Raw genomic sequence first — 24,843 nt, 5'->3', positions numbered from 1 at the left:
TCCCATGCCTGCCACCCAGGCGGAAGGAGACACCATGACATCACCGATCGTGCCCAATGTCGGCGCCCTGGTCGCGCGCGCCGCGCGCTGGTACGCACGCCACCCTGCGATCCTGACCGACGACGGACGCAGCATCAGCTACGCCGAGCTCGAGCAGCGCAGCAACCGCCTGGGCAATGCCCTGCTCGGCATGGGCCTGAGCGCGGGCGAGCGGGTCGCCGTGTACCTGCCCAACCGGCCCGAGATCGTCGAGCTCGAACTGGCGTGCTACAAGGCCGCGCTGGTGAAGGCGCCGATCAACTCGCGCCTCTCGGCGCAGGAAACCGCCGCCGTGCTCGCCAACAGCGAGGCCCGCGTGCTGCTCACCACGCCCGAGCGCGCCGACGACGTGCTGCCGCTGCTCGATTCGCCCGCGCCCATGCTGCTGCTGGTGGACGCGCCCGAACACCACCCGGCGGCCTACGAGCGCGTGCTCGCCGCCGCCGGCGAGCGCCTGGTCGCCGCCGAGGTGCGTGCGGACGATCTGGCCGTGCTGCACTACACCTCGGGCTCCACCGGTACGCTGAAGGCCGCCATGCAGACCTTCGGCAACCGCCTGGCGCAGATGCGCAAGTTCCTGCTGCGCTCGGACGGCATGCGCCCGGGCGAGCGCATCGGCCTGGTCGGCCCCATCACGCACGCTTCGGGCATGCAGATCGTGCCCACCCTGTGCAGCGGCGCGACCGTCCGCCTGTTCCGCGGCTTCGAGCCGGCGCGCTACCTGGACGGCATGCGGCGCGATCGCGTCACCCATACCTTCCTCGTGCCGACCATGATCAACATGCTGCTCGGCGAACTGCAGGGCCGCTACCTGCCTCTGCCCGATCTCAAGCGGCTGGGCTACGGCGCCGCGCCCATGGCGCCCGCGCGCATCCAGCAGGCTATGGATGTGTTCGGCCCGGTGCTGGCCCAGGGCTACGGCGCCGGCGAGACCACCTCCGGCGTGTGCGCGCTGTCGGTCGAAGACCACCTCTACGCGCGGGCGGCCCGCCCCGAGCTGCTGTCCTCGTGCGGCCGCCCCCTGCTCGAGTGCGACGTGCGCATCGTCGACGATGCCGGCCAGGAGGTGCCCACCGGCGAGCTGGGCGAGATCGTGGTCAGCGGGCCGGACGTGTTCGCCGGCTACTGGCGCGCGCCGGCGCTGAGCGCCGAGGTGCTGAAGAACGGCCGCTACCACACGGGCGACGTCGCCCGCATGGACGACGAAGGCTACGTCTACATCGTGGACCGCAAGAAGGACATGGTGATCACCGGCGGCTTCAACGTGTACCCCACCGAAGTCGAGGCCGTCCTGTACCGCCATCCGGCGGTCGCCGACGCCTGCGTGTTCGCCGTGCCCGACGAGAAGTGGGGCGAGGCCGTGGCCGCGCACGTCGTGCTCAAGCCCGGCATCGCGCCGGAAGCGGCCGAGCTCGACAGCTTCTGCGCCCAGCACCTGGGCGGCTTCAAGCGCCCGCGCCTGGTCGAGTTCGTCGAGGCGCTGCCCAAGAACGCCAACGGCAAAGTGGCCCGCAAGACGATCCAGGACCACTACTGGCAGGGCCACGCCCGCCGCGTGAACTGAGGAAGCCGACACCATGCAAGAACACGCCGACACCACCATCCCGGCCGGCTTCGAAGGCTCCGCCCAGGCCGCCCGGTTGATCGAGGACATCCGCGCCTTCATCGCGCGCGAACTGGTCCCGCTGGCGCAGCGACTGGGCGTGGACCAGGAACACGGCGCCGAGCGCGAGACCCTGCGAGCGGTCTGGCGCCTGTCGCACGAAGCCGGCTTCTACGGCATCACTCTGCCCCGGGCCATGGGCGGCCTGGGCCTGAGCGTGGTCGATCACCTGCTCGTGAAAGAAGCGATCTACGCCAGCGGATCGCCCTTCGCCCCGCACATCCTGGGCGAACTGAGCGGGCCGCCGCGGCTGGGCGCGCTCGTGCGCGCGGCCACCCCCTACCATCTCGAACACTACATCAAGCCCGTCGCGCAGGCGCAGAAGTCGGTGTGCTTCGCGATCACCGAAGTGCAGGCCGGTTCGGACGCCGGCGCCCTGCAGACCCGAGCCCGGCGCGACGGCGAACACTACGTGCTCGACGGGCGCAAGCGCTTCATCTCGGGCTCGCCCTTCGCCGACTGCGCCGTGATCCTCGCGTCGACCGCAGAGCCCGGCAGCACCGAGCGCGAAGTCACCGCCTTCTTCGTCGACCTCGACCAGCCGGGCGCGCGCGTGGAGTCCGACTACAAGACCATGGCGGGCCAGTCCTCGACCGGCGACATCGTGCTGGAGAACTGCCGGGTGCCCGTGCGGAACCTCATCGGCGAGCCTGGCCGCGGCCTGGGCATGGCCCTCGGACGCATCAACGTGAACCGTGTGCTGCACTGCGCCGGCATGCTCGGCCTGGCCCGCCTGGCGCTAGACGACAGCCTGAAATACGCCCGCGAGCGGCAGCAGTTCGGCAAGCCCATCGCCACCTTTCAGGCGATCCAGCACATGCTGGCCGACATGGCTACCGACCTCGCCGCCGCACGCGGCCTGATGCTCGCCACCGGGCGGGCCCTGGACGCGGGTGTCGCGGTGCGCGCCGAGGCGTCGATGAGCAAGCTGTTCTGCTCGGAGGCCGCGTTCCGCATCGCCGACCGGGCAGTGCAGATCCATGGCGGCGAAGGCATCGTGCAGGGCCGCCGCGTGGAATTCCTGTTCCGCGTGCTGCGCATGTATCGCGTGCTCACCGGCACCAGCGAGATCCAGCGCAACACCATCGCCCGCGAACTGCTCGGACAGCCAGCGCAGTGAGCTTGGGGGCCGTTTCATCCAGGGGCGTAGACCCCGCTTTGAGGAGACACATCATGTACCGCTTTCACCTGCGCCGCGCCCTGTGCGCGACGATCGCCGTTCTTGCCCTGCCCTGGGCGCAAGCCCAGACGCCCGGCGAAGGCCCCTGGCCGCAGCGCCCGATCCGCTGGATCGTGCCCTACATGGCGGGCACCGCGCCGGACACCAGCGCCCGCGTGTATGCCGAGGTGATCGGCAAGCAACTGGGCCAACCCATCATCGTCGAGAACCGCGGCGGGGCCGGCGGCAACATCGGCGCGCAAATGGTGGCGCGCGCGCAGCCCGACGGCTACACCTGGGTCAGCTCGGCAGGCCCGATGGCCGCGAACATGTACATGTACAGACATCCCGGCTACGACGCGCTGAAGGATTTCACGCACGTCACGCGCACCTCCGAATCGGATGTGCTGCTGGTGGTCGACCCGCGGCTCGGCATCCGCACCGTGGCCGATCTGATCGCCTACGCCAAGGCCCATCCGGGCAAGCTCAACTATGCCTCGGGCGGCGTCGGCACGCCGTCCCACCTGGGCATGGAGATGTTCCTGAAACGGGCCGGCATTCACGCCACCCATGTGCCCTACAAGGGCGCGGGCGAATCGATCAACGCCGTCATGGGCAGCCAGGTCGACATGGCCATGCCCATCTTCGGCGTGGCCGCTCCGCAGGTCGAGGGGGGCCGCCTGGTCGCGCTCGCCGTGGCCAACACGCAGCGCAACAGCCTGCTGCCCGACGTCCCCACGCTGGCCGAGCAAGGCGTCGCCGGCGTCACGCTCACCTCGTGGGGCGGCCTGTCGGTGCCGGCCGGCACGCCGCCCGAGATCGTCGAGCGCATGCGCAAAGCGGCGCACCAGGCCATGCAGAGCCCGCTCGTCAAGGAAACCTCGCGCACGACCGGATCGCGCATCGCGCCGAGCAGCGGCGAAGAGTACGTACAGTTGTTCAAACAGGAAATGGCGCTGACCCGGGAGATGATGCAGACGCTGGACCTGGAACCCCAATAAGGCCTGCAACGGAACCTCGGCCCATCCTGGGCATGCGCGGGATCGGGCCTGCGGTCGGCGCTGCGAGAGCGGCACGCCGCGGCGTCATCGGCGGCGCGGCGCGCCGCAGTCCACCACGCGTTCCAGGCCGGTCACGGTATCGGTGATCCTGGCGGCGCGTACCGGCGCAGCCGGCGCGGTACGCGCCTCGCACAGCCCGAGCACGGCATCCCAGGCGGCCTCCACATCCGCGTACACCCCGCCCTCGGCGCGGCGCCATTCGCCATCCCCCGCCTGCACCTGGACCACGTAGCGGTCCGGCCATCCCGTGGCGCTCGGCGTGCCGCGCGGACCATCCGGCGCCATCGCCGGCGGCTTGCGCGCCTGCGCGCAATCGATCGCCGTCTGCTTGCCCGTCTTGATGTCCGTCAGCCGCTGCCGCAGATCCGGGGAGGCCATGCAATTCTCGATCAGCGCGCGGCGCGCCTGCTCCTGCGAGCCATACAGAGCCTGGCCGCCGGCGCCAGGCACCACATCGACCCGGTACTGCGCCTGCACGGTCCAGGCCACTGCGGCGATCGCGATGCAGGCTGCCACGATTTTCGCCATCCGCTCCATGCTCTCTCCTCGCGCGGGCCATCCCCCTGACTCGGACAGACTAGCCTGCGCCGCTCGGCGGGCACCATTGCGCGTTCGGCCTAGGCGCAGCGATGTAAGCTGCACCAGGCGCCCAGCCGCGCTGCGCGCCCGTCGAAGGAGGATTGCCATGCCCATCGCATCACGCGATATCCGTACAAAGCGCATCTACGAAGCAGCCGTCGATGACGACGGTGCCCGAGTCCTGGTCGATCGCCTGTGGCCGCGCGGCATCCGCAAGGCCGATGCCCATCTGCACGCATGGATGAAGGACGTGGCCCCCAGCAACGAGCTGCGCCGCTGGTTCGGCCACGACCCGGAGCGCTGGGAAGCCTTCCGCACGCGCTATCGCGCCGAACTCGAGCACGCCGGTGACGCCTTGCGGCCTTTGCTCGACCTGGCCCGCGAAGGACGCCTCACCCTGCTCTATGGCGCGCGTGATGAGAAGCACAATCAGGCTGTCGTTCTGGCCGAGCTGCTGAAGGAACGTCTGTGAGCCAGCCGTCGCGCGTTCGCTCAGCGTTCGCCGTGCGCGGCCACGCCACCGTCCGAGCGGGGCACGGGCCTGACCTCACCGCCCGGGCCGGCCAACTCATGAAAGATGTCATCCAGATAGGTGGCGATCTCAAGGCCATCCACCTCGGACGGAATCACCACCTGCGCGCAGCGCGCCCGCGTCCCCGGCGCTCGCCGGTAGACGACCCAATTGCCTTGCTCGCGTAGCACCTCGAGCTGAAACCGCCCATAGATGTCGAACAGCATTGCACGCTCCGGAAGTTGCGGATATCGGACCGCACCCAAAAGTCGGACGACTTCCCGTATTAATTGTATATACCTCGAACCTGAACCCAGACCGCAAGCGTTCCCACGCCGCTCGCAAATGTCTGAATGAAAATATCACCGTTACCGTCGGCAGGCGCGTAGAAGGCCTCCGTAACCACATGGTTATCGGGAATTCCTGTCAAGTTGACTCTAACCCTGAACTGTCTCGGCGTGGCAGACGCAACCCCTATTTCCACGCCACGATTGACCATGGTTGAACTCCCCGAGTCCCGTGCGGATATAAGCAAGTCGTAACCCACTGGCGGTGCCTCAGTCGGAAAATCACCGCCCAGCAGGGTCGACATGGACAATTGCACACTATCACTTCCCCTGCTTTCGCCCGCCCACCCAGGAATAGTCAACTGAAGGCGTTCCACTACGGGCCCAGCTTGGAGGTACCGCCTCGGGAAAAGAAACTCGCATCCGGCCTGCCCTGCCATATTCTGGTCTCTGGACCAGGATAGGTAGCGGCAGTTTTGATCTGCCTTTATCTTCCAGTTCCCTCTGGCACGAGTTTGCTCCATCCTGCCAGTAGAGATCTTGACGCGGTGGACACGCTCCAATGCAACTGCCGCGGCCCCTCCCCCCTCGGGGTCCCCCTTGAAAACCGTATCCTCAATCTCTACAGACGACACTTGAGGCCCGCCTACATCCTGCAGATAGATGAAGGTGCAGTTCTCGGCCAACTGCTCCATATTCAATGAGGTGAACCACAAGCCCTGCCCATCAATATTATTGGTGAAGTGCAGCACCTTTGAGCCGGCCGCACCATTGACAAAGCCGCCATCCAGGACCCAGCGATTCCAGCCACCATTGACATAAGCGACCTGTTGGCCCGCGGCCAGAATAACGTTCGTGTTCGTCAATCTTGTCGTGGTCACCGGCCCGCTGATCACGTCGTCCGACCAATGCGGCACATGGAATGTCCTCTTGTTGAGGATGCTTCGCGTGTTCTGGAAAAGGTGACCTCCGAGTCCAGAAAACTCGAATACCTCGCGAAAACTCCGCTTCGAACCGTCTCCGGCGCGAACGTTGTAGAACTTCATTTCGCGGACACCGAAAAACCGAAAGCAAGCAGCGCTTTCGTCCGGAAGTGCCGCTGCAGTCAAGAAATGACTACCGTACCACTCACCGTAGGACTGGCTTGTTGCTTCGATGGCGTATGGATCCGCGGCGGGATTGAGGTCGAACATCACAACGTCTGCCAGCGCTACGAACCTCGTGCTTGGACTGCACCAGACTCGCCGGCCACCGATCGGAAGGTTCACCGTGCCGGATATGCCATAGACTCCGCTCGGAAAGAAAATGTCGCGCCCGCTCCGATGGGAGTTCGCCGCATGGATTGCCGCCTGGATCTGCGACGTATTGTCCACTACCCCAGAAAGCTGAGATACAGGCTCTACGCCATGCCGGCACACGTTAAAAACGTCATCCAGCGCTGCATTCACCGTCCGGCTGCCATCTCCCAGATTCTGGCTGCCGTCGCCCTCCCGCAGCAGATTTAGCCGTGCCGCCAGCGCCACGGCTTGAGCATTCATCGGTCCGCCAGCGCCACCTAGCGCTCGCGCTTGCGTACTCAGTTGCGGGATATCGGCCCATGCGCCCAGAGGGTTAATGGACCCATCGAAGTCGACGCTCGCCGTACCCGCTTCATTCAGGATGTGCGTTCCATCCAACTCCCAGGTCCCGTCGAGATGGCCTGCGTCCATCACTTCCTCAATCGCCGCAAACGGCAGATCCTCGGACAACATGGTGCCGTTCGGTGCGACCCAACGGCACGTGGCCACATCGCCCGGGATACGGACCCCGATGATTGTCATGGGAAAGCCGCCGCTGCGTAAACGCACCACGTCACCGATCGAAAACATTGCACTGCCTCCTGTCCGGTAGGAATACCCGGCATACCGCCAGTCCGCCGACGGCGAACCCGCTCCGTAATGCGGCATGCTAGGCGCATTTCTTGCGTTACCAGCGCCCGCTATGGAATTCTCATCTACTCAAGGCGACCCGTCGGAACTCCCCGAGCAAGCCACGGCTCGCCCCGGCAGCCCGCCGCCCACCAGCACGCAGCAGCGGTTCCGCCTCGCGGCGGAGCGTATTTCCACCGCCGCAGGCAAGCCCCGGGCCTTCCTGTTTGCCGTGTTCTTCATCCTGCTCTGGGTGGCAAGCGGCCCGCTATTCGGATTCTCGGATACCTGGCAGCTCATCATCAATACCGGCACGACGATCGTTACGTTCCTGATGGTGTTTCTTATCCAGAACGCCCAGAACCGGGATGCCGTTGCCGTCCAGCTCAAGCTGGACGAGCTGATCCGGGCGATGCGGGGCGCCCGCACCGGCATGATCAATATCGATCAGTTGAACGACGAGGAACTCCAGCACCTGCGCGACCAGTTCCGCGAGCTGGGCGACCAGGACGGCGGCGACGTACTGACCGCCGGCGTCAGCACCAAGGAAGCCCGCAACATCACCGTGCACGCCACGTTCGACGATGAAGGGCATCTCGAGACGCAGGAGATCGACCAGGAGGAAACCCGCGAGCAGACCGCGGTGGCCCGCAAGGCGCGCCAGCCCGAGGATCCCGGGTAGCCTGCGCTCGGCAGACCCGATGCCCACACACACCGCCGCCTGCGCCTCGTTGTAGGTCGGGATCCGGCCCGCTTTGCCATCCCGCTTTGCCAGCCTTATCCTTATCTCCGTTTCAAACGCTGGAGACGGCAAAGCCCGCGGACCCTTGCGGGCGGCGGGCCTGTGTTTCATCCGGGATGGGCAGGGAGCATACGCAGACCCTGGACGCTGGATAGCTACCCAGCACGGTCTGGCACGGGATATTGGACGTGACCAATATATCGTTCAGAAAACGCAAAAAGGCCAACCCGAAGGCTGGCCCAAGTGCTTGAAACCGTGGTGGGTCGTGCGCGGCTCGAACGCGCGACCATCGGATTAAAAGTCCGGTGCTCTACCAACTGAGCTAACGACCCGAGCCAAAGATTATGGCATGACGTATTTGCACACGTCAAGAAAGCACTTGGAACGATAGTTGCTGCACGTTGTGGCATCCCCCGCGCAGCCGGGCGGGTCGCCAAGGTGCCCGCCCGGCTGCCAGCCCATGCAGACCCTTGGTTCGCCCCTCGCCGATGGACATCTCGCCCGATTCGCTACTCGATCTCACGCCGGCCGACGCCGCCTTGTTCCTGGACCTGGATGGAACGCTCGCGGCGTTTCATGTACATCCCGAAGCAGCCTTCATCCCCGTGCCGGTGCTCGCGGCCATTGCGCGGCTGGCGGCCAGCGGCCTGCCGCTCGCTGTCGTTTCGGGCCGTCCGATCACGAGCATCGATCGCATGCTGGCGCCGGCCTGCTACCCCGCGGCCGGGGTGCACGGTGTGGAGCGGCGCGATGCGCGGGGCGTGCTGCACATGCTGCCCAGCGAGGCGCTGCCGCCCGCCGGCCTGGCCGACGCGCTGCGCGCGCGCATGGCCGCGTGGCCCGGCACGCTGGTCGAAGACAAGCAAGTCGCGGTTGCGCTGCACTACCGCGGTGCGCCGCAGTACGAGGCCGAGGTCGAGGCTCTCGCGGACGAGACGGCCGAACGGTATCCGTACCTGAAACGCCAGCCCGGCAAGTTCGTCGTCGAATTCAAGCCGGCGGGCGTGGACAAGGGGACGGCGATCGCGGCCTTCCTGTCCGAGGCGCCGTTCGCGGGCCATACCCCTGTGTTCCTGGGCGACGACAGGACCGACGAGGCCGGCTTTGCGGTGATGAACGCGCATGGCGGCCTGAGCATAAAGGTGGGCGAAGGCCCGACGCAGGCGCGCTATCGGCTCGCCGACGTCGCGGCCGTGCACGCGTGGCTCGAAAAGTTTGCCCAGCGGGTCGCCGGGCCGCTCACTCAACACATTCGCTGAAGCAGGAGGCAGCACAATGGCTCGCCTGGTCGTAGTGTCCAACCGCGTCGCACCGATCGACGACAAGAAGGCTTCCGCAGGCGGGCTCGCCGTCGGTCTGATGGGCGCCATGCGCGAAGCGGGCGGCATCTGGTTCGGCTGGAACGGTCAGGTCTCCACCACGCCCACTCCGCTGCGCATGCAGGAGAAGAACGGCATCACTTTCGCCACCCTGGGGCTGAACAAGCGCGACTACCGGCAGTACTACAGCGGCTTTTCCAACGCCACGCTGTGGCCGATCTTCCACTACCGCATCGACCTCGCGCGCTTCGACCGTGCCGAGTATGCCGGCTATCTGCGCGTGAACACCATGCTCGCGCAACAACTGATGAGCTTTCTCAAGCCCGAGGACACGGTCTGGGTGCACGACTATCACCTGCTGCCTTTCGCCCAGGCCTGCCGCGCGCAGGGCGCGCGCAACCGGATGGGTTTCTTTCTGCATATCCCCTTTCCCGCGCCGCAGGTGGCGGCCACCGTGCCGCCGCACCGCGAACTCATCCGCACGATGTGCAGCTACGACCTGGTGGGTTTCCAGACAGAGACCGACCGCCAGGCCTTTCTCGACAATCTGCGCGCCATGCCCGACGTGACCGTCGATGGCGCCGGCGTGGTGCACGCGGACGGCCACGCCACGCGCACCGGCGTCTATCCGATCGGCGTGTCGCCGGATCTGATCGAGGAGGACGCGATCGAAGGCCAGGAGCACTCGCGCCTGATCACGCGCAACGTGCGCGGCGGGCGCCGCAAGGTCATCATCAGCGTGGATCGCCTGGACTATTCCAAGGGCATGGTCGAGCGCTTCTGTTCGTACGAAGCCTTGCTCGAAGCCAACCCCGAATACCGCTCGCGGGTGCAGTTCATCCAGATCGCCCCGCCCTCGCGCTCGGACATCGGCAGCTATCAGCAGATCCGCAAGCAGCTCGAAGCCGAGGCCGGGCGCATCAACGGCAAGTTCTCCGATCTCGACTGGATGCCCATACGCTACATCAACAAGAGCTACGACCGCCCGACGCTGATGGGGCTGTTCCGCAACGCGGCGGTGGGTTATGTCACGCCGCTGCGCGACGGCATGAACCTGGTGGCCAAGGAATACGTCGCCGCCCAGGACCCGGAAACACCCGGCGTGCTGGTGCTGTCCATGCTCGCCGGCGCCGCCCGCGAGCTCGACGAAGGCGCCCTGCTCGTCAACCCGTACGACCGGATCGGCATGGCGGAGGCGCTGCAGCAGGCCTTGGACATGCCGCTGCGCGAACGCCAGGAACGCCATGCCGCGATGATGCGCGTGCTGCGCGTCAACGACATCGACGCCTGGCGCAACCGCTTCATGAGCGATCTACGCCAGCAGTGAGCGGCACGCCGCTCCATCCAGGGCCCAGCGGAACCGGCCTGGCCGGCCCGCCAGTGCCGACCCTTGAGGAGCGTAGCGCGTAGAGGCAGGTCTCGCCCTAGGCGACGTGCGAGGACGACTTGGCCGACTCGTGCCAGGGGATCAGGATCTTGCGCAGCGAACCCACGGCGAAGTACAGGACGAAGCCGATGCCGGCGAGCAGCAGCACGACCGCGAACAGCGTGTCCACTTCCAGATCCTGCAGCTTGACCGTGGCGAGATAGCCCAGGCCACGCGAGCCGGCGACGAACTCGGAGACCACCGCGCCGATGATGGCGAGCACGATGGCCATTTCCATGCCGGTCAGGATATACGGCAGCGACGCCGGGATCACGAGCAGGCGAAAGCGCTGGCGCGCGCCCGAGTTGCCCACCTTGAACACCTCGAGCAGGCCGATGTCCACCGACTTCGCGCCCAGGTAGCTGTTGGCGAACACGGGAAAGAACGCCATCAGCGCCGAGATCACGATCTTCGATTCGATGCCGAAGCCGAACCACAGGATGAACAGCGGAATCAGCGCCACCTTGGGGGTGAGCTGCAGCGCGATCACGAAGGGCTTGAAGATCGTGTCCAGGATCTGGATGCGTCCCAGGAGCTGTCCCAGTGTGGTGCCCAGGATGACCGCGATCACGAACCCGCCCAGGCACTCGGCCAGGGTGGTGTAGATGTGATAGTAGGTGTTCGAATCCTGCAGCATGCGCACCAGGGCGAACAACACGTCCTCGGGCGGCGGCAGCACCAGCGCCGACACGTTGAACACGGTGACGTAGAGCTTCCACAGCAGGAAGAAGGTGAGCACCGACGTGATTTGAATGGCAGTGCGTTTCACGTCAGATCTCCAGGTGGCGGCGCAGCTCGGCGACCAGGCGCGAGTACTCCGGGTTTAGCATCTGCTCGGTACGCGGACGCGGCAGGTTGACGGCGATCTCGGCCGCGATGCGCCCCGGGCGCGCGGACATCACGATGACGCGGTCGGCCAGGTGCACCGCCTCGCTGATCGAGTGGGTGATGAGAAAGGCGGCGAACCTCTGCTCCATCCAGATGCGCTCGGCGTCGGCGATGATCTGCTCGCGCGTGAGGGCGTCGAGCGCGCCGAAGGGCTCGTCGAGCAGCAAGAGCTCGGGGTGCACGAAGAGCGAGCGGGCGAACGACGCGCGCTGGCGCATGCCGCCCGAAAGCTCGGAGGGCAGGCGCTTCTCGAAGCCCTCCAGGCCGACCATCTTGCACAGCGCGCGGGCACGCTCGAGATCCTGGGCGGCGGTGCGGCCTTTCATCAGCTTGGGCAGCGTGATGTTCTGCTCGATCGACAGCCAGGGCAGCAGGCGATGCTCCTGGAAGGCCACGCCGAAGCGCACCGGGTCGGCGCCCTTGCGGCCGGGCCATTCGATCCTGCCCTCCGTCGGCTGCTCCAGGCCGCAGAGCAGGCGCAGCAGCGTGGACTTGCCGCAACCCGACGGGCCGATGATGGCGACGAACTCGCCGCGGTCGATCGCCAGGTTGATGCCTTGCAGCGCGGTGGTGACGCCGGAACTGGTGGAGAAGCGCTTGACCACGTCGTCAAAGCGCACGATCGCGGATGCCGCACTCACCGGCGTACCCGGCACGGACTTGGATTCAGGCAACGGCGGCCTCCCAGATGGCGTTGGTGTAGAGCGCCTTGTCGGTCTGCTCCATCGTGCCGGCCTCCTGGAGCAGGCGCGCGCCCTCGGTCCACTGCTCGGGGTCGTTGCGCAGCGCGTTCTCGGCGCCATGGGCGAGCCACAGCTTGCGGTTGCCGAGCAGGTCGTCCAGCGCGATGTCGAGCTTGTCGATGCCCGGCACGTCGAACTCGTCGCCGATCTGCTTGATGGCCTCGACGAGCTCTTTGTCGTCCATGCCGGCCAGCGCCTGCACGGCCTGGTAGGTACCGCGCATGAAGGCGACGTAGTCCTCGCGGTTGTCCTCGATGTCCTTTTCGCCGGCCACATAGACCTGGCCCGGTACGCCGTCGTCGATGTTCATCACCGACATCGGTAAACCCTGGGCATGCAGGCGCGAGACGGTGCTGGTGTTGCCGAAGAAGGCATGCAGCCGCCCGGCCTGGATCATGGCAAAGGACGCGGGGCCGTCGGCCACGCGCTCGCGGCGCACCGACTTCGGATCGATGCCGGCGCGCGCCAGCATGAGGTTGAGCGTGGCTTCCATCGAGCCGCCGAAGGAGGCCATGCCGATGATCTTGCCTTCCATTTCCTCGACCTTGGCGATGGGCTTCTTCTCGTCGGAGATGAGCACGAAGGGCGAGATCTGGCACACCGTGCCAATGGTGATGACGTTGCTGTCCGGGCGAGCACGGCTCACCAGGTAGTTGGCGCCGCCGGTGCGCCCGACCTGGACCTGGCGTGCGGCGACGAGCTGGATGGCCTGGGCCGCACCGCGCCCCACTTCGACCGAGAAATCGAGCCCGAGGTCCTTGTAGCGGCCGGACGCTTGTGCATACAGCACGGGCGCGAACGCGAGCGACAACGTAAAGGGAGTGAGATAGGTCAGGCGACCGCGGCCGGCGGCCTGCACCGAGGCGATGCCGGGCAGCAGGCCGGCGCCGACGGCCGCGGCTGCCGTACCCAGGAATTGTCTGCGTTTCATGACGATATTCTCCTGTCTGTTCAAGCGAGGCGCAGGACGGACGATCAGCCCTGGCTCGCCGCCTTGGCCGCGGCGGCGCGCTTGCGCTCGGCCTTGGCGATGGCGATGGGATGGTTGTCGGGATAGTCGGGCAGGTCGGGACGGTTCGCGCCCAGCATCACGCACATCAGGGCTTCTTCCTGGCCTTCGTTGATGAGGCCGCGATAGATGCCCGGCGGCACCGATATCACGTCGCGCTCGTTGAGCACGGTCTCGAACCTTTCGCCCTGGTACTCCAGGAACAAGCGGATCGCGTGTCCCTTCAGGATGAAGAAGGCTTCTTCCACGTCGTGGTGCACGTGCAGCGGGCCCTCGCAGCCGGCGGGCAGCACCATGGTCGAGAACGTGAAGTGCTCGGCCGGGATGGTGTTGGAATCATTGCTGACGCCGGCGGCGCCGGTGCCGATGTAGCGCGTCTGCGCGCGGCGATACTTGGGGTCGACCTCGGCCTGCCAACCGAGCGCGTTCCAGTCGTACTTGCGCGTGGCGCGGCGCGAGACGCGGGTCTCCATCCACTCGCCGAGCGTCTTGTCCTTGGGGCGCTTCCAGGTTGCGAAGAGCGGCTCGTCCTGGTCCGGGACCGGGATCTCGGGGGCTGCGTTGACTTGGCTCATGTCGTATTTCCTCTCGAACGATGAAGCTTCCCGCGGCGCACGGCCGCGGAAAGCGCCCCTTGCGGGGCGGTGGCGCGGCAGGCGCCTTTAGAACTTGTGCTGCAGACCGAGCGCGACCTGACGACGTCCGACGTCCTCGCCCGTGTAGTGGTCGCGGGTGTCGAAGTCGTTGTACATGGCGTACAGGAAGGTGCGCTTGGACAGGTCGTACTGATAGGCCAGCCCGAAGCCGTCGACCTTGGACTTGGTGGCGTTCTGGTAGCTCGCGAGCACCCGGCCCGGGCCGATGGGCGCGGAAACGCCCAGCGTATAGACACGATCGCGCTCGCCGCCGGTTTCGACGAACCCGGTGGCGGGGCTGACGTTGATGTCGCGCTGCTCGTTGTAGCCGGCATGCAGCCGGACGACGCCGAAGTCATACGAACCCGCGACCTGCAGGTTCTTGGCGTTGCGGCGCTGGACCGGCTCGGCCTTCGACGGATTGAGCCACTCGTAGGTGGCGCCCAGGCGCAGCGGGCCCTGGGTGTAGCGCACGCCGCCGGTGACCACGCGATCGTTGTTGCCGGTGCCCTGCACCTGCTGGTCGGTGGCGAAGGCGTAGCCCACGCCGAACTCCAGACCGTGCCACTTGGGCGAGAAATATAGCACCGAGTTGCTGATGCGGCCGTCGTCGCCGAAGTCGCCCTGCTTGTAGCCGAAGGTGGTGCCCACACTGCTGCGCAGCCAGGACAGGCCGAACGGGCTGGCGATCGCGGGCGTCCAGGCGTAGCCGAACACGGTCTGGCGGCCCAGGCGGATCTCGCCGAAGCGGCCCGCGAGGCCGAGCGTGGCCTGGCGGCCGAACAGGCGGCCCTGCGTGGAGTTGCCGGTGGTGGTCAGAAAACCGCCTTCGAGCTGGAACGTGGCTTTCATGCCGTTGCCCAGATCTTCGCTGCCGCGCAGGCCGAAGCGCGACTGGCCGGCCTGTCCGGAGCCCAGGCCGGACCTGGCGGCCTGGCCCTCGGTCTTGTCGTACTGATAGCCGACGTCGACCACGCCATAGAGCGTGACGGCATCCGCAGCGTGAGCGGCCAGCGGCAGGCAACAGGCGGCAGAGGCCAACACGCCGCACAGAGTGTTGCGATGAAGCATGTGAATTCCCATGGAAGCGGCCGACGGCGATACGTGCCGCGCCGTCAGCGTTCTATTGTATCGTCATTGTTTCACCTATGGATTATTGATCCTTTAGTGAAACACCGCCGTATAATGCCGGAAATTCTCGGCTCCCGCAAAAAAATTTCCAGACCGCCGGCATGAAACTCGCCACGACCGAACCCTCGCCCCCGTCCGACCTCGCCATGCGCCTGGATTCGGCGTTCCCGCTCACCCTGGTGTCGCTGGACGACGGCGCGCGCATGGCCTGCCGCCAGGCCGGCCGCGGCCCTGCCGTGGTGCTGCTGCATGGCATCGGCTCAGGCGCGGGCTCCTGGCTGGAGGTGGCCGAGCAACTCTCGAGAACGCACCGGGTGCTGGCCTGGGATGCGCCCGGCTACGGCGAGTCGGACCCGCTCGCCGCGCAGGCGCCCGGCGCCGCGGACTATGCCGCCCGCCTGGATGCGCTGCTCGCCCGTCTGGACGTGCATGACTACGTGCTGGTCGGCCACTCCCTGGGTGCGATCGTGGCGCGCCAGCAGGCGGCCCACGGCGAGCGGCGCCCGCGCAAGGTGCTGCTGCTCAGCCCGGCGCCGGGCTACGGGGCGGCCGCGCCCGAGCGGCGCGCGGCCGTACGGGCACGCCGGCTGCAGGCCCTGGCGGACGGCGGTGTGGCGGGCATCGCCGAGCGGCGCTCGGCGGCCATGCTCTCGCCGGCCGCAACGCCCGGGCAGGTGGCCTGGGTCGCCTGGAACACGCGGCGCATCAGCGAGCGCGGCTATGCCCAGGCCATCGAGCTGCTCTGCGGCGGCGATCTGCTCGCCCCGGCGGCGCCGCAGGTGCACGCCGTGCACGTCGGCGAGCACGACACCATCACTCCGGTCGAGCAGAGCCGCGCCGCGGCCCAGGCACTGAACGCGCCCTTCGGTCTCATCGAAGCGGCCGGCCATGCCTGCCATATCGAACAACCCGCACAGGTTGCGGGCATCATTGAGGGTTTCTGCGCAGACGCGACACCTGTCATCTGAGACCACCCTCATGACCAAGCCCCCCTCCACCGCCCCGGACAGCCTCCAGGACAAATACATGGTGCCCGCGCTGGAGCGCGGCCTGAAGCTGCTGCTGCAGTTCAGCCGCGCCGAACGGCGCCTGAGCGCACCCGAGCTGGCGCGCCGGCTCGGACTGCCGCGCACCACCACCTTCCGCCTGCTCAACACCCTCGAGACCATGGGCTTCGTGCGGCGCGACGAGGCGAGCAACCTGTACCAGCTCGACATGGCCGTGCTGCGCCTGGGCTTCGAATACCTCGCTTCGCTGGAGCTCACCGAACTCGGCCGCCCGCTGCTCGAACGACTGCGCGACGAAACCGGCTTCTCGGCCAACCTCGCCATTCGCGACGGGCGCGCCATCGTATTCGTGGCCAAGGCGTCCGCGCCCACGCCGTTCGTGAGCACGGTGTACGTGGGCACCCGCCTGCCGGCGCACGCCACGCTGCTCGGCCGGGTGCTGCTGAGCGATCTGACGCTCGAGCAGTTGCGCGCGCTGTATCCCGAGGACACCCTGCAGTCGTTCTCGCCGCGCACGCCGCGCACGGTGAACGAGATGCACGCCATCGCGCAGGCCGACCACGAGCGCGGCTATGCGATCGACAAGGGCTTCTTCGAATCCGATGTCGGCAGCGCCGCCGCGCCGGTGCGCGACCACACCGGCCAGATGGTCGCCGCCATCGGCGTCACGATTCCCATGATCGAGTTCGAAGCGACGCCGCAGGCCGAGGAGGCCGTGGTGGCCAAGGTGCGGCGGGCAGCGGACGAACTCTCCCGCCTTCTCGACTACGCACCGCACACGGTGCATCACAGCGCATGAACCTTGCTCCCATGTACGATCTTTCCGGCCGCGTGGCCATCGTGACCGGCGGCAGTTCCGGCATCGGCCTCGCCACGGTGCGCGGCTTCCTGGCCGCCGGTGCGGCGGTCGGCCTGTGCGGGCGCGACGCCGGGCGCCTGCAGCACGCGCTTGCGCAGTTGCGCGGCGAATTCCCGCACGCCCGCGTACATGGGCAGGCCTGCGATGTGCTCGATCCGGTGCAGGTAGGCGCATTCGCCCAGGCCTGCGAGGCCGCGCTCGGCCCCGCCGACATCCTGGTCAACAACGCGGGCCAGGCCCGCATGTCGACCTTTGCCAGCACGCGCGACGAAGACTGGCTCGCCGAGCTGAACCTGAAGTTCTTTTCGATCATCCATCCCACGCGCGCCTTCCAGCCCCAGCTCGAACGCAGCGCCGCGGCGGCCATCGTGTGCGTGAACTCGCTGCTCGCGATCCAGCCCGAACCGCACATGGTGGCCACATCGGCCGCGCGCGCCGGCGTGCACAGCCTGGTGCGCTCGCTGGCCACCGAGTTTGCGCCGCTGGGCATCCGCGTCAACGGCATCCTGCTCGGCCTGGTCGATTCCGGGCAATGGCGGCGCCGCTACGAAGCGCGCGAGGAGCGCGGCGTGTCCTGGGACGACTGGACCGCCGAACTCGCACGCGCCAAGCACATCCCGCTCGGCCGGCTCGGCCATCCCGACGAGCCCGCGCGCGCCATCTTCTTTCTCGCTTCCCCGCTTTCTTCCTATACCACCGGCAGTCACATCGACGTATCCGGAGGACACAACCGCCATGCCTGATTCCCGCACCTGCACCGTCGGCGACGCCATCGCCGCTTTTCTCGCCCAAGCCGGCGTCACCGAAGCTTTCGGCGTGATCTCGATCCACAACATGCCGATCCTCGACGCCTTCGCGCGCCAGGGCCGCATCCGCTTCGTACCGGCTCGCGGCGAAGCCGGCGGCACCAACATGGCGGACGCCTGCGCGCGGACCACCGGCCGGCTGGGCGTGTGTGTGACGAGCACCGGCACCGCGGCGGGCAACGCCGCCGGCGCCATGGTCGAGGCGCTCACCGCCGGTACGCCGCTGCTGCACCTCACCGGGCAGATCGAGACGCCCTACCTCGATCGCGACCTGGCCTACATCCACGAGGCGCCGGACCAGCTCGCCACGCTGAAGTCCGTGTCCAAGGCCGCGTTTCGCGTGCTCGACAAGGAAACCGCGCTCGCCACGGTCAAGCAGGCGGTGCAGATCGCGCGGAGCGCGCCCACCGGCCCGGTGAGCGTCGAGATCCCGATCGACATCCAGCGCGCCGAGATCGCCATGCCGGCCGAGCTGCAGCCGCTGCCGGTACCGGTGCTCGCGCCCGACGCGGCGGCCATCGGCGCGCTGGCCGATGCGCTCGCCCAGGCGCGCCGTCCGCTGCTCTGGGTCGGTGGCGGCGCGCGGCATGCCGGCGCCGAGGTGCGCCGCTTGATGGACATGGGCTTTGCCGTGGTGACCAGCACCCAGGGCCGCGGCGTGGTGCCCGAGGACGACGAACGCTCGCTGGGCGCGTTCAACGTGCATGCGGCGGCCGAAGCGTTCTACCGCACCTGCGACGCCGCCCTGGTGGTGGGCTCGCGCCTGCGCGGCAACGAGACCCTGACCTACAAGCTCGCGCTGCCCACACCGCTCTATCGCATCGACGCCGCGCCGGGCGCGTCGGACCGCGGTTATCGCAATGCCCAGTTCGTCTGCGCCGACGCCAGGCTTGCCCTGGCCGCGCTGGCCGACCGTCTGGAAGGCCGCCTGCGCGTCGACCCGGCGTTCGCTGCCGACCTGGCCGCCGCGCGCGCCGCGGCGCGCGAGCAGGTGGTGCAAGGCATCGGCCCCTACGCCGCGCTGGTCGAGGGGCTGCAGCGTGCCGCCGGGCAGGACTTCAACTGGGTGCGCGACGTGACCCTCTCGAACAGCATCTGGGGCAACCGCCTGCTGTCGATCTTCTCGCCGCGCGCGGGCGTGCACGCCCTGGGCGGCGGCATCGGGCAGGGCCTGGCCATGGGCATCGGCGCTGCCGTGGGCGCGGCCGGTACCGGCCGCAAGACCTTCGTGCTCGCCGGCGATGGCGGCTTCATCCTGAACATCGGCGAGCTGGCCACGGCCGTGCAGGAATGCGCCGACATGCTGATCGTCCTGATGAACGACAAGGGCTACGGCGTCATCAAGAACATCCAGGACGCGCACTACGGCGGACGCCGCCACTATGTCGAACTGCACACGCCGGACTACGCCGGCCTGGCCGCCTCGCTGCAACTGGCCCATCGCCGCATCGACACGCTCGACGGCCTGGACGCGGTGCTGGCCGACGCGCTGGCCCAGCCCGGTCCCTGCCTGCTCGAAGTGGACATGCTGGCCATCGGCCCCTTCAAGACGACCTTCGCCGGCCCGCCCGTGCGCCAGGCGGACAAAGCGGCCGCCTGAGGCCGTCCCCGCAGCGGGCCGGACGCGCCCGCCCTCCTCCCCGCGCCGCAGCGCAGGGAGGTCCACGCAACTCCAGTCGAGAACATCCATGCTCAACGTCGCCATCATCGGCTGCGGCGCCATCGCCCAGTCCGTCATGCAAGGCCTCGACGGCCGCGCCGACATCGCCGTCGCCAGCGTCATCGTGCCGGCAGACGGCCAGACCGCTGCGCGCGAGGCCCTTGCCGCGCTGGCCCACCCGCCCGCCGTGCATACGGCGCTCGCGCAGGCTGCCCGCCCCGACCTGCTGGTCGAATGCGCCGGACACGGCGCGATCGCCGAACACGTGCTGCCCGCCCTCGAAGCCGGCATTGCCTGCGTCGTCGTCTCGATCGGCGCGCTCTCCGAACCGGGCCTGGCCGAGCGCCTGGCCGATGCGGCCGCGCGCGGCCATACCCGTGTCGAGCTGCTCTCCGGCGCGATCGGCGGGATCGACGCCCTGGCTGCCGGCCGCCTGGGCGGCCTGGACGAGGTTGTCTATACCGGCCGCAAGCCGCCCCATGCCTGGCAGGGCACGCCGGCCGCCGAGCGCTGCGTGCTGGCCGAGCTGACCGAGGCCACCGAGATCTTCGCCGGCTCGGCCCGGGAAGCGGCGGCGGCCTTTCCCAAGAACGCCAACGTGGCCGCGACCATCGCCCTGGCCGGGCTGGGCCTGGAGGCAACCACCGTGCGCCTGATCGCCGACCCCGGGGTGACGGACAACGTGCACCACGTGCGCGCGCGCGGCGCCTTCGGCGAGTTCGAACTCACCATGCGCGGCAAGCCGCTCGCGAGCAACCCCAAGACCTCCTCGCTGACGGTCTACAGCGTGCTGCGCGCCATCGTCAATCGCGCCGCCGCGCTGGTGATCTAGGAGCCGCCATGAACCTGGAGCAACCCGTTCCTCTCCTGGTCGCAGGCGAATGGCGCCTGGGCCAGGGTGAGCGCTACGACTCCCTCTACCCGGCCGACGGCAAGCCCGTCGCCAGCCTGAACGCGGCGAGCCTGGACGATGTCCAGGCCGCCATCGAGCACGCCCAGCGCGTTTTCGAGAGCGGCGTGTGGTCGCGCCGCAAGCCGCATGAGCGCGCCCTGGTGCTGTATCGCGTGGCCGAGCGCATCCGCGCCTGCGCCGAGCATCTGGCGCAACTGCAGCGCCTGGACAACGGCAAGCCGATCACCGAGACCCGCGCCCTGGTCGCCAGCGCCGCGGGCACCTTCCAGTTCTTCGCCGCCGCCTGCGAAACCCTGGAGGAAACCATCACCCCGTCGCGCGGCGACTACCTCAGCATGAGCGTGTACGAGCCCATGGGCGTGGTCGCGGCGATCACGCCGTGGAACTCGCCGATCGCGAGCGAAGCGCAGAAGCTCGCCCCGGCGCTGGCCGCGGGCAACAGCATCGTGCTCAAACCCTCGGAGATCACGCCGCTGCTCGCGCTCGAACTCGCCCGGCTCTGCGAAGAGGCCGGCGTGCCGCGCGGCGTGATCGCCGTGCTGCCGGGCGAAGGCCGCACCATCGGCGACGCCATCGTGCGGCATCCCCTGGTACGCCGCGTGGCCTTCACGGGTGGCACGGTGGCCGGGCGCCACATCGCCCGCGTAGCGGCCGACAAGATGATGTCCGTCTCGCTCGAGCTGGGCGGCAAGTCGCCCACCATGGTGTTCGCCGACGCCGACCTGGACCACGCGGTGAACGGCGTGCTCTACGGCATCTTCAGTTCCTCGGGCGAATCGTGCATCGCCGGCTCGCGCCTGTTCGTCGAACGCAGCATCTACGACGATTGCCTCGCCCGCCTGGCGGCCGGCGCCGAACGCCTGCGCATCGGCGACCCCGCCGACGAGAACACGCAGATGGGCCCGCTCATCACCGCCGCGCACCGCGCCAACGTCGAACGCTATGTCGCCATGGGATTGGAGGACGGCGGACGCCTGCGCACCGGGGGCGCGCGGCCCGACGGCGCCGGCGACGGGTTCTTCTATCGCCCCACCATCATCGAAGGCCTGGCCAACGACCAGCGCCTGTGCCGCGAGGAGGTCTTCGGGCCGGTGCTCGCGGCCCTGCCCTTCGAGACCGAGAGCGACCTGATCGCGCAGGCCAACGACAGCATCTATGCCCTGGCCGCCGGCATATGGACGCGCGACTTCAAGCGCGCCTGGCGCGTGGGCCGCGCGGTGCAGGCGGGCACCGTGTGGATCAACACCTACAAGCAGTTCTCGGTGTCCACGCCGTTCGGCGGCTGGCGCGACAGCGGGCTCGGCCGCGAGAAGGGACGCCTCGGCATCCTGCCCTACATGGAGCAGAAAGGCATGTACTGGGGCACCAACGAGGCGCCCATTCCCTGGGCGGACTGAGGCAGGCCCGGCGCGGGCCCGCTCGCCGTCATCCGACGGTGGCATATTCCAGCGTCTTGGGCGTGCGGACGATGACCTCCGGTTCGTCGCCGACGATGACCGTGTCGTCCAGGCGGAATCCGCCCAGTCCGTAGACGTACAGGCCGGGTTCCGCGGAATACACCTCGCCCGCCAGCAGGGCACGCGTGTTGAACGCCATGTCCTCCGGATATTCGTGCAGCATCAGCCCGACGGCATGCCCGGTGCGGTGGAACACGTACTCGCCGCAACCGGCGTCTTCGATCACGGCCTGGGCAGCGGCATCGATGTCACACACTCGGGCACCGGTCACCGCCGCGGCGGCCGCCGCGTCCGTAGCCTGCGCCGCGACGGTGTAGAACCGCGCCTGTTCGGCGTTGGGCGTGCCGCAGAACCACGTGCGCTCGTTCTCGACGTACAAGCCGTTCAAGCGCGGCAGGACGAGGTTGACCAGCGTATCGCCCGCGGCGATCCTCGCCCCGCAAGCGGCGCCGTCGCCGTGGGGCGACGCCGACGCCGGACCGGTCAGCGTCCAGCAGCGCAGGATGTCGAAATCCTCGCCGGGAAACCGGCGTGCGGCCTCCTCGACCATCAAGCCGGCCATCGCATGATCCAGCTCCTGGACCAGGCGGCCCGGCCGTATGTTCTCGCGATAGCGGTCCTGCACCCAGTCGGTCAAGGCCGCCAGATCGCGCATCACCGCCAGCTCTTCGGCATGCTTCACCCATCGCAGGCTGCGCACCGCGGCCACCTGGGGCTGTACCGTCAGGCCCGGCAACAAGCGCTGCGCATCCGCCAGCAGGCCGAGATTGCCGTCGGTGGCGATCCGCGCGCGGTCCAGGCCGTGCGCCTGCAGGCACGCGGCGAGCGCCGATCCCAACTGCGGCAGCAGCGGCAGCCGGGATCGCACGCGCGGATGCTCGCTGTAGTAGACAACCTCGTCCAGCCAGACCTCGCCCTTGCTGACGGCAAAGCGCATGTGGTTGGTCGACAGCTCGTTCATGATGGCGAACGTGCGTCCCTCGCGCGGCACCACGACCAGCACGGGCCGCTCCCAGGGCCAGACATCGAGTTGGAAGTTGGTGGCGTACTGGAAGAAGTCCGGCGTGCCGAACGCCAGAGCGTCCACGCCGAGCCGGTCCATGAGTTCGCGCATGCCGGCATGGCGGGCATCGCGAACCGCCGTCGTCAATCGAGCCATATCGTCCTCCTCGTTCAGTGGTTCAGGTCCAGGGCGCGGATGCGTGCGCCCCAGGCGTCCGCGTCCCGTGTGACATATTGCTCGACCGTCTCGGGCGGACCGCCGATCGGGTCCAGGAACTGGAAGGCCAGCGTCTCCCGAAAAGCGGGGTCGAGGAGCACGGCATTGATGTCGGCATTGATGCGCTGGACCACCGGCGCGGGCGTATCGCGCTTGACGACGATCGCGTACCAGCCCGGCACGTCGACCTCGTAGCCCTGCTCGGCGAAAGTCGGCACGTCGGGCAAGGCGGCGATGCGCTGCTTGCCGGTGACCGCGAAGGCCTCGAGCTTGCCGGCGTCGATCAACGGCTTGACGCCGGCCACGACGTTCATCATCACCGGGGTCTCGCCGCTCAGCAGACTGGTGCTGGCGCCGCCGCCGTTGAACGGCACGTGCGTCAACTGCACGCCAGCGCGCTCGGCCACCAGGTCCATCGCGAGATGGGTGGAATTGCCCATGCCGCCCGAGGCGTAGTTGATCTCGCCGGGTCGGGCGCGGGCCTGCTCGACGAAGCCGGGCAGCCCGCCGGTGAACCGGCCGGGCGTGGCCACCAGCACGAACGGCGAGTTGGCCAGCACCGCCACGCCCGCGAAGTCGCGACGCGGATCATGCGACAGCGTGGGATACAGGAAAGGATTGAACGCCAGGTTGGACACGCCGGCCAGGAACAGTGTGGCACCGTCGGCCGGCTGGCCCAGGACATAGTTGGCGGCGATCGTGCCGTTGGCGCCCGGGCGGTTCTCGACCACCACGGGCACCTTCCACCGTTCGCGCAGGCGCTCGGCCAGCGAACGCGCCAGTACGTCGTTGCCCGTGCCGCCGATCTGGGGAACCACCAGGCGTACCGGCCGGGACGGGAAATCGTCCTGAGCCCAGCCTTGTGCCCCGAACGACAGGGCCAGCACGGCGCCCATCAAGCCCTTGATCCAGTGTGGTGTTTTCATGCGCGCGCTCCAGTTCGACACGGTGTCGATGAATAATGTACCAGATGGTACACACAACTTCGCAAAAGCGCCATGCCCGAAAACCTCAGAAAAATGGGAAATTCGTGCGGCGCGCTGCGCGACACTGCGTCGGCGCGGGCGGCCTGCTCCTACGCCTGCGGCGGGGTATCGGCGTTCATCAGGCGGGCGAAGTAGCGCAACGCCTCGGTCGTGCCTTCACGGTCTCCCGTCGTGACCAGGTCGAGCAGCAGGCCGCGCATGGTGGCCAGCTCGAGACGGGCGCGCACCCTGGCTTGCGCCGGCTCGATTCCGAAGCGCGATTGCAGCGTCTGGGTGAGCGTGTCGGTCCACGTTCCGACGACCTCGTCCAGGAACGGCTTGAAGCGTTCGCGGTCTCGGATCGCCCGCCCATAGACCTCGAAGAGCAGTTGCATGACCGGCAGATAGTTGGGCGCCGCATAACGCGCCCAGGCCGCCTCGATGCCGTGCGCGGGGCCGTGGGTCGAACCGCTCCAGCCGATGCTCTTGGCCTGCTCCTGGTGCCGCAGGCGCTGGAGCAATGCCTGCCAGAAGCCGTCGCTGGAACCGAAGTAATAGATCAGCATCCGATGGCTCGTACCCACCGACTCGGCAATGTGGCGCAGTGACAGATCGCCCAGCCCGTGCGCAAGCACATGAGCCGCGGCGGCATCGAGAAGCTGGCCGGCCTGCTCGCTGTGCGCGCGCGCACCGGCATCGATTTTCTTCCTGGGCATGGACACCTGCGATTCTTCGTCGGCGGGAAGACCGCCTCCTGGCCGGCGAACGGCAGCGGCCGTTCGCTACTTGGCAGTGGCCCGGCGACAAAACAAAACGGGCCAGCGCGGACGAATCCGCGTCTGGCCCGCATTCTACGCG

Annotated in this window: 24 protein-coding genes and 1 tRNA gene; 13 read left to right on the top strand and 12 right to left on the bottom strand. The window is 68.0% G+C overall.

Annotation, left to right across the window (positions count from 1 at the left end; translation table 11 throughout):
• Nucleotides 1–34 precede the first annotated feature (34 nt).
• Genes FOZ76_RS19880 through FOZ76_RS19870 form a run of 3 tightly spaced genes read left to right on the top strand, consistent with a single transcriptional unit; the run spans nucleotide 35 to nucleotide 3,862 of the window.
• Complete coding sequence (locus tag FOZ76_RS19880) at nucleotides 35–1,603, top strand: AMP-binding protein (protein WP_246129661.1); 1,569 nt, start codon at nucleotides 35–37, stop codon at nucleotides 1,601–1,603.
• 13 nt (nucleotides 1,604–1,616) lie between these two features.
• Nucleotides 1,617–2,822, top strand: a complete 1,206-nt coding sequence (locus tag FOZ76_RS19875; protein ID WP_143950020.1) for an acyl-CoA dehydrogenase family protein — start codon at nucleotides 1,617–1,619, stop codon at nucleotides 2,820–2,822.
• 53 nt (nucleotides 2,823–2,875) lie between these two features.
• Nucleotides 2,876–3,862: a Bug family tripartite tricarboxylate transporter substrate binding protein gene (locus FOZ76_RS19870; protein WP_143950019.1), complete on the top strand. Its 987-nt coding sequence runs from the start codon at nucleotides 2,876–2,878 to the stop codon at nucleotides 3,860–3,862.
• An 84-nt stretch (nucleotides 3,863–3,946) separates the two neighbouring features.
• On the opposite strand, the gene FOZ76_RS19865 is transcribed toward FOZ76_RS19870, so the two are convergent.
• A complete protein-coding gene (locus FOZ76_RS19865; protein ID WP_143950018.1) occupies nucleotides 3,947–4,438 on the bottom strand; it encodes a hypothetical protein in 492 nt (163 codons plus the stop codon).
• Between the two features lie 169 nt (nucleotides 4,439–4,607).
• Here FOZ76_RS19865 and FOZ76_RS19860 point away from each other — a divergent pair, with 169 nt between their 5' ends.
• The gene (locus FOZ76_RS19860) at nucleotides 4,608–4,973 is read left to right on the top strand and encodes a DUF488 domain-containing protein (protein ID WP_143950017.1); all 366 of its coding nucleotides are present in this window, start codon (nucleotides 4,608–4,610) and stop codon (nucleotides 4,971–4,973) included.
• 20 nt (nucleotides 4,974–4,993) lie between these two features.
• Here the strand turns inward: FOZ76_RS19860 and FOZ76_RS19855 are convergent, their stop codons facing one another.
• Nucleotides 4,994–5,239 (bottom strand): DUF7661 family protein, encoded by a 246-nt coding sequence (locus tag FOZ76_RS19855; RefSeq protein WP_143950016.1) that lies wholly within the window; start codon nucleotides 5,237–5,239, stop codon nucleotides 4,994–4,996.
• A gap of 59 nt (nucleotides 5,240–5,298) precedes the next feature.
• Nucleotides 5,299–7,167: a YodC family protein gene (locus FOZ76_RS19850; RefSeq protein ID WP_143950015.1), complete on the bottom strand. Its 1,869-nt coding sequence runs from the start codon at nucleotides 7,165–7,167 to the stop codon at nucleotides 5,299–5,301.
• Between the two features lie 112 nt (nucleotides 7,168–7,279).
• On the opposite strand from FOZ76_RS19850, the gene FOZ76_RS19845 reads away from it, so the two are divergent.
• Nucleotides 7,280–7,888, top strand: a complete 609-nt coding sequence (locus tag FOZ76_RS19845) for a low affinity iron permease family protein (protein WP_143950014.1) — start codon at nucleotides 7,280–7,282, stop codon at nucleotides 7,886–7,888.
• A 316-nt stretch (nucleotides 7,889–8,204) separates the two neighbouring features.
• Here FOZ76_RS19845 and FOZ76_RS19840 read toward each other — a convergent pair.
• Nucleotides 8,205–8,280 (bottom strand) — tRNA-Lys (locus FOZ76_RS19840).
• A 138-nt stretch (nucleotides 8,281–8,418) separates the two neighbouring features.
• Between FOZ76_RS19840 and otsB the strand changes: the two genes are divergently transcribed.
• Complete coding sequence (otsB, locus tag FOZ76_RS19835; protein WP_246129659.1) at nucleotides 8,419–9,207, top strand: trehalose-phosphatase; 789 nt, start codon at nucleotides 8,419–8,421, stop codon at nucleotides 9,205–9,207.
• A 16-nt stretch (nucleotides 9,208–9,223) separates the two neighbouring features.
• Complete coding sequence (otsA, locus tag FOZ76_RS19830; RefSeq protein WP_143950013.1) at nucleotides 9,224–10,594, top strand: alpha,alpha-trehalose-phosphate synthase (UDP-forming); 1,371 nt, start codon at nucleotides 9,224–9,226, stop codon at nucleotides 10,592–10,594.
• A gap of 97 nt (nucleotides 10,595–10,691) precedes the next feature.
• Here the strand turns inward: otsA and FOZ76_RS19825 are convergent, their stop codons facing one another.
• From FOZ76_RS19825 to FOZ76_RS19805, 5 genes are all read right to left on the bottom strand, one after another.
• Entirely contained in the window at nucleotides 10,692–11,462 is a 771-nt protein-coding gene (locus FOZ76_RS19825) for an ABC transporter permease (protein WP_143950012.1), read from the bottom strand.
• A 1-nt stretch (nucleotide 11,463) separates the two neighbouring features.
• Nucleotides 11,464–12,255 carry an ABC transporter ATP-binding protein gene (locus FOZ76_RS19820; RefSeq protein WP_211366332.1) on the bottom strand — a complete coding sequence of 264 codons (792 nt, stop codon included), beginning with the start codon at nucleotides 12,253–12,255 and terminating at the stop codon, nucleotides 11,464–11,466.
• A complete protein-coding gene (locus FOZ76_RS27730; RefSeq protein ID WP_143950010.1) occupies nucleotides 12,248–13,255 on the bottom strand; it encodes an ABC transporter substrate-binding protein in 1,008 nt (335 codons plus the stop codon). Before FOZ76_RS27730 ends, FOZ76_RS19820 begins: the two co-directional genes overlap by 8 nt.
• A gap of 44 nt (nucleotides 13,256–13,299) precedes the next feature.
• Nucleotides 13,300–13,908 (bottom strand): cupin domain-containing protein, encoded by a 609-nt coding sequence (locus tag FOZ76_RS19810; protein WP_143950009.1) that lies wholly within the window; start codon nucleotides 13,906–13,908, stop codon nucleotides 13,300–13,302.
• A gap of 87 nt (nucleotides 13,909–13,995) precedes the next feature.
• The gene (locus FOZ76_RS19805) at nucleotides 13,996–15,039 is read right to left on the bottom strand and encodes a porin (RefSeq protein ID WP_170235544.1); all 1,044 of its coding nucleotides are present in this window, start codon (nucleotides 15,037–15,039) and stop codon (nucleotides 13,996–13,998) included.
• A gap of 161 nt (nucleotides 15,040–15,200) precedes the next feature.
• Between FOZ76_RS19805 and FOZ76_RS19800 the strand changes: the two genes are divergently transcribed.
• The 6 genes from FOZ76_RS19800 to FOZ76_RS19775 all read left to right on the top strand — a co-directional run bounded on the left by FOZ76_RS19800 (nucleotide 15,201) and on the right by FOZ76_RS19775 (nucleotide 21,741).
• Nucleotides 15,201–16,067 (top strand): alpha/beta fold hydrolase, encoded by an 867-nt coding sequence (locus tag FOZ76_RS19800; protein ID WP_143950007.1) that lies wholly within the window; start codon nucleotides 15,201–15,203, stop codon nucleotides 16,065–16,067.
• A gap of 10 nt (nucleotides 16,068–16,077) precedes the next feature.
• Nucleotides 16,078–16,905: an IclR family transcriptional regulator gene (locus FOZ76_RS19795; protein ID WP_143950006.1), complete on the top strand. Its 828-nt coding sequence runs from the start codon at nucleotides 16,078–16,080 to the stop codon at nucleotides 16,903–16,905.
• On the top strand, nucleotides 16,902–17,708 hold the full coding sequence (locus tag FOZ76_RS19790) for an SDR family oxidoreductase (RefSeq protein ID WP_425473319.1): 807 nt from the start codon (nucleotides 16,902–16,904) through the stop codon (nucleotides 17,706–17,708). The genes FOZ76_RS19795 and FOZ76_RS19790 overlap by 4 nt, the downstream gene beginning before the upstream one ends.
• Nucleotides 17,701–19,371 carry a thiamine pyrophosphate-binding protein gene (locus tag FOZ76_RS19785; protein ID WP_143950005.1) on the top strand — a complete coding sequence of 557 codons (1,671 nt, stop codon included), beginning with the start codon at nucleotides 17,701–17,703 and terminating at the stop codon, nucleotides 19,369–19,371. Before FOZ76_RS19790 ends, FOZ76_RS19785 begins: the two co-directional genes overlap by 8 nt.
• A gap of 88 nt (nucleotides 19,372–19,459) precedes the next feature.
• Entirely contained in the window at nucleotides 19,460–20,263 is an 804-nt protein-coding gene (locus tag FOZ76_RS19780) for an aspartate dehydrogenase (RefSeq protein ID WP_143950004.1), read from the top strand.
• Nucleotides 20,264–20,271: 8 nt separating this feature from the next.
• The gene (locus FOZ76_RS19775; RefSeq protein ID WP_143950003.1) at nucleotides 20,272–21,741 is read left to right on the top strand and encodes an aldehyde dehydrogenase; all 1,470 of its coding nucleotides are present in this window, start codon (nucleotides 20,272–20,274) and stop codon (nucleotides 21,739–21,741) included.
• 28 nt (nucleotides 21,742–21,769) lie between these two features.
• Here the strand turns inward: FOZ76_RS19775 and FOZ76_RS19770 are convergent, their stop codons facing one another.
• From FOZ76_RS19770 to FOZ76_RS19760, 3 genes are all read right to left on the bottom strand, one after another.
• A complete protein-coding gene (locus FOZ76_RS19770) occupies nucleotides 21,770–22,960 on the bottom strand; it encodes a M24 family metallopeptidase (protein WP_143950002.1) in 1,191 nt (396 codons plus the stop codon).
• A 14-nt stretch (nucleotides 22,961–22,974) separates the two neighbouring features.
• Nucleotides 22,975–23,946: a Bug family tripartite tricarboxylate transporter substrate binding protein gene (locus tag FOZ76_RS19765; protein ID WP_246129657.1), complete on the bottom strand. Its 972-nt coding sequence runs from the start codon at nucleotides 23,944–23,946 to the stop codon at nucleotides 22,975–22,977.
• Between the two features lie 149 nt (nucleotides 23,947–24,095).
• Nucleotides 24,096–24,701 (bottom strand): TetR/AcrR family transcriptional regulator, encoded by a 606-nt coding sequence (locus FOZ76_RS19760; RefSeq protein WP_143950001.1) that lies wholly within the window; start codon nucleotides 24,699–24,701, stop codon nucleotides 24,096–24,098.
• Between the last annotated feature and the right edge of the window lie 142 nt (nucleotides 24,702–24,843).

It is taken from the genome of Verticiella sediminum, from assembly GCF_007558815.1.
Taxonomy (GTDB): Bacteria; Pseudomonadota; Gammaproteobacteria; order Burkholderiales; family Burkholderiaceae_B; genus Verticiella; species Verticiella sediminum.
The sequence above is the reverse complement of the archived record's forward strand: the minus strand, read 5'-3'. Positions and strand labels throughout refer to the sequence as shown.

Bases quoted from the DNA above. Each gene is read 5' to 3' on its own strand.
- FOZ76_RS19880 (WP_246129661.1), top strand. From the start codon at position 35: ATGACATCACCGATCGTGCCCAATGTCGGCGCCCTGGTCGCGCGCGCC.
- FOZ76_RS19875 (WP_143950020.1), top strand. From the start codon at position 1,617: ATGCAAGAACACGCCGACACCACCATCCCGGCCGGCTTCGAAGGCTCC.
- FOZ76_RS19870 (WP_143950019.1), top strand. From the start codon at position 2,876: ATGTACCGCTTTCACCTGCGCCGCGCCCTGTGCGCGACGATCGCCGTT.
- FOZ76_RS19860 (WP_143950017.1), top strand. From the start codon at position 4,608: ATGCCCATCGCATCACGCGATATCCGTACAAAGCGCATCTACGAAGCA.
- FOZ76_RS19855 (WP_143950016.1), bottom strand. From the start codon at position 5,239: ATGCTGTTCGACATCTATGGGCGGTTTCAGCTCGAGGTGCTACGCGAG.
- FOZ76_RS19850 (WP_143950015.1), bottom strand. From the start codon at position 7,167: ATGTTTTCGATCGGTGACGTGGTGCGTTTACGCAGCGGCGGCTTTCCC.
- FOZ76_RS19845 (WP_143950014.1), top strand. From the start codon at position 7,280: ATGGAATTCTCATCTACTCAAGGCGACCCGTCGGAACTCCCCGAGCAA.
- otsA (WP_143950013.1), top strand. From the start codon at position 9,224: ATGGCTCGCCTGGTCGTAGTGTCCAACCGCGTCGCACCGATCGACGAC.
- FOZ76_RS27730 (WP_143950010.1), bottom strand. From the start codon at position 13,255: ATGAAACGCAGACAATTCCTGGGTACGGCAGCCGCGGCCGTCGGCGCC.
- FOZ76_RS19810 (WP_143950009.1), bottom strand. From the start codon at position 13,908: ATGAGCCAAGTCAACGCAGCCCCCGAGATCCCGGTCCCGGACCAGGAC.
- FOZ76_RS19805 (WP_170235544.1), bottom strand. From the start codon at position 15,039: ATGCTTCATCGCAACACTCTGTGCGGCGTGTTGGCCTCTGCCGCCTGT.
- FOZ76_RS19800 (WP_143950007.1), top strand. From the start codon at position 15,201: ATGAAACTCGCCACGACCGAACCCTCGCCCCCGTCCGACCTCGCCATG.
- FOZ76_RS19795 (WP_143950006.1), top strand. From the start codon at position 16,078: ATGACCAAGCCCCCCTCCACCGCCCCGGACAGCCTCCAGGACAAATAC.
- FOZ76_RS19790 (WP_425473319.1), top strand. From the start codon at position 16,902: ATGAACCTTGCTCCCATGTACGATCTTTCCGGCCGCGTGGCCATCGTG.
- FOZ76_RS19785 (WP_143950005.1), top strand. From the start codon at position 17,701: ATGCCTGATTCCCGCACCTGCACCGTCGGCGACGCCATCGCCGCTTTT.
- FOZ76_RS19780 (WP_143950004.1), top strand. From the start codon at position 19,460: ATGCTCAACGTCGCCATCATCGGCTGCGGCGCCATCGCCCAGTCCGTC.
- FOZ76_RS19775 (WP_143950003.1), top strand. From the start codon at position 20,272: ATGAACCTGGAGCAACCCGTTCCTCTCCTGGTCGCAGGCGAATGGCGC.
- FOZ76_RS19770 (WP_143950002.1), bottom strand. From the start codon at position 22,960: ATGGCTCGATTGACGACGGCGGTTCGCGATGCCCGCCATGCCGGCATG.
- FOZ76_RS19765 (WP_246129657.1), bottom strand. From the start codon at position 23,946: ATGAAAACACCACACTGGATCAAGGGCTTGATGGGCGCCGTGCTGGCC.
- FOZ76_RS19760 (WP_143950001.1), bottom strand. From the start codon at position 24,701: ATGCCCAGGAAGAAAATCGATGCCGGTGCGCGCGCGCACAGCGAGCAG.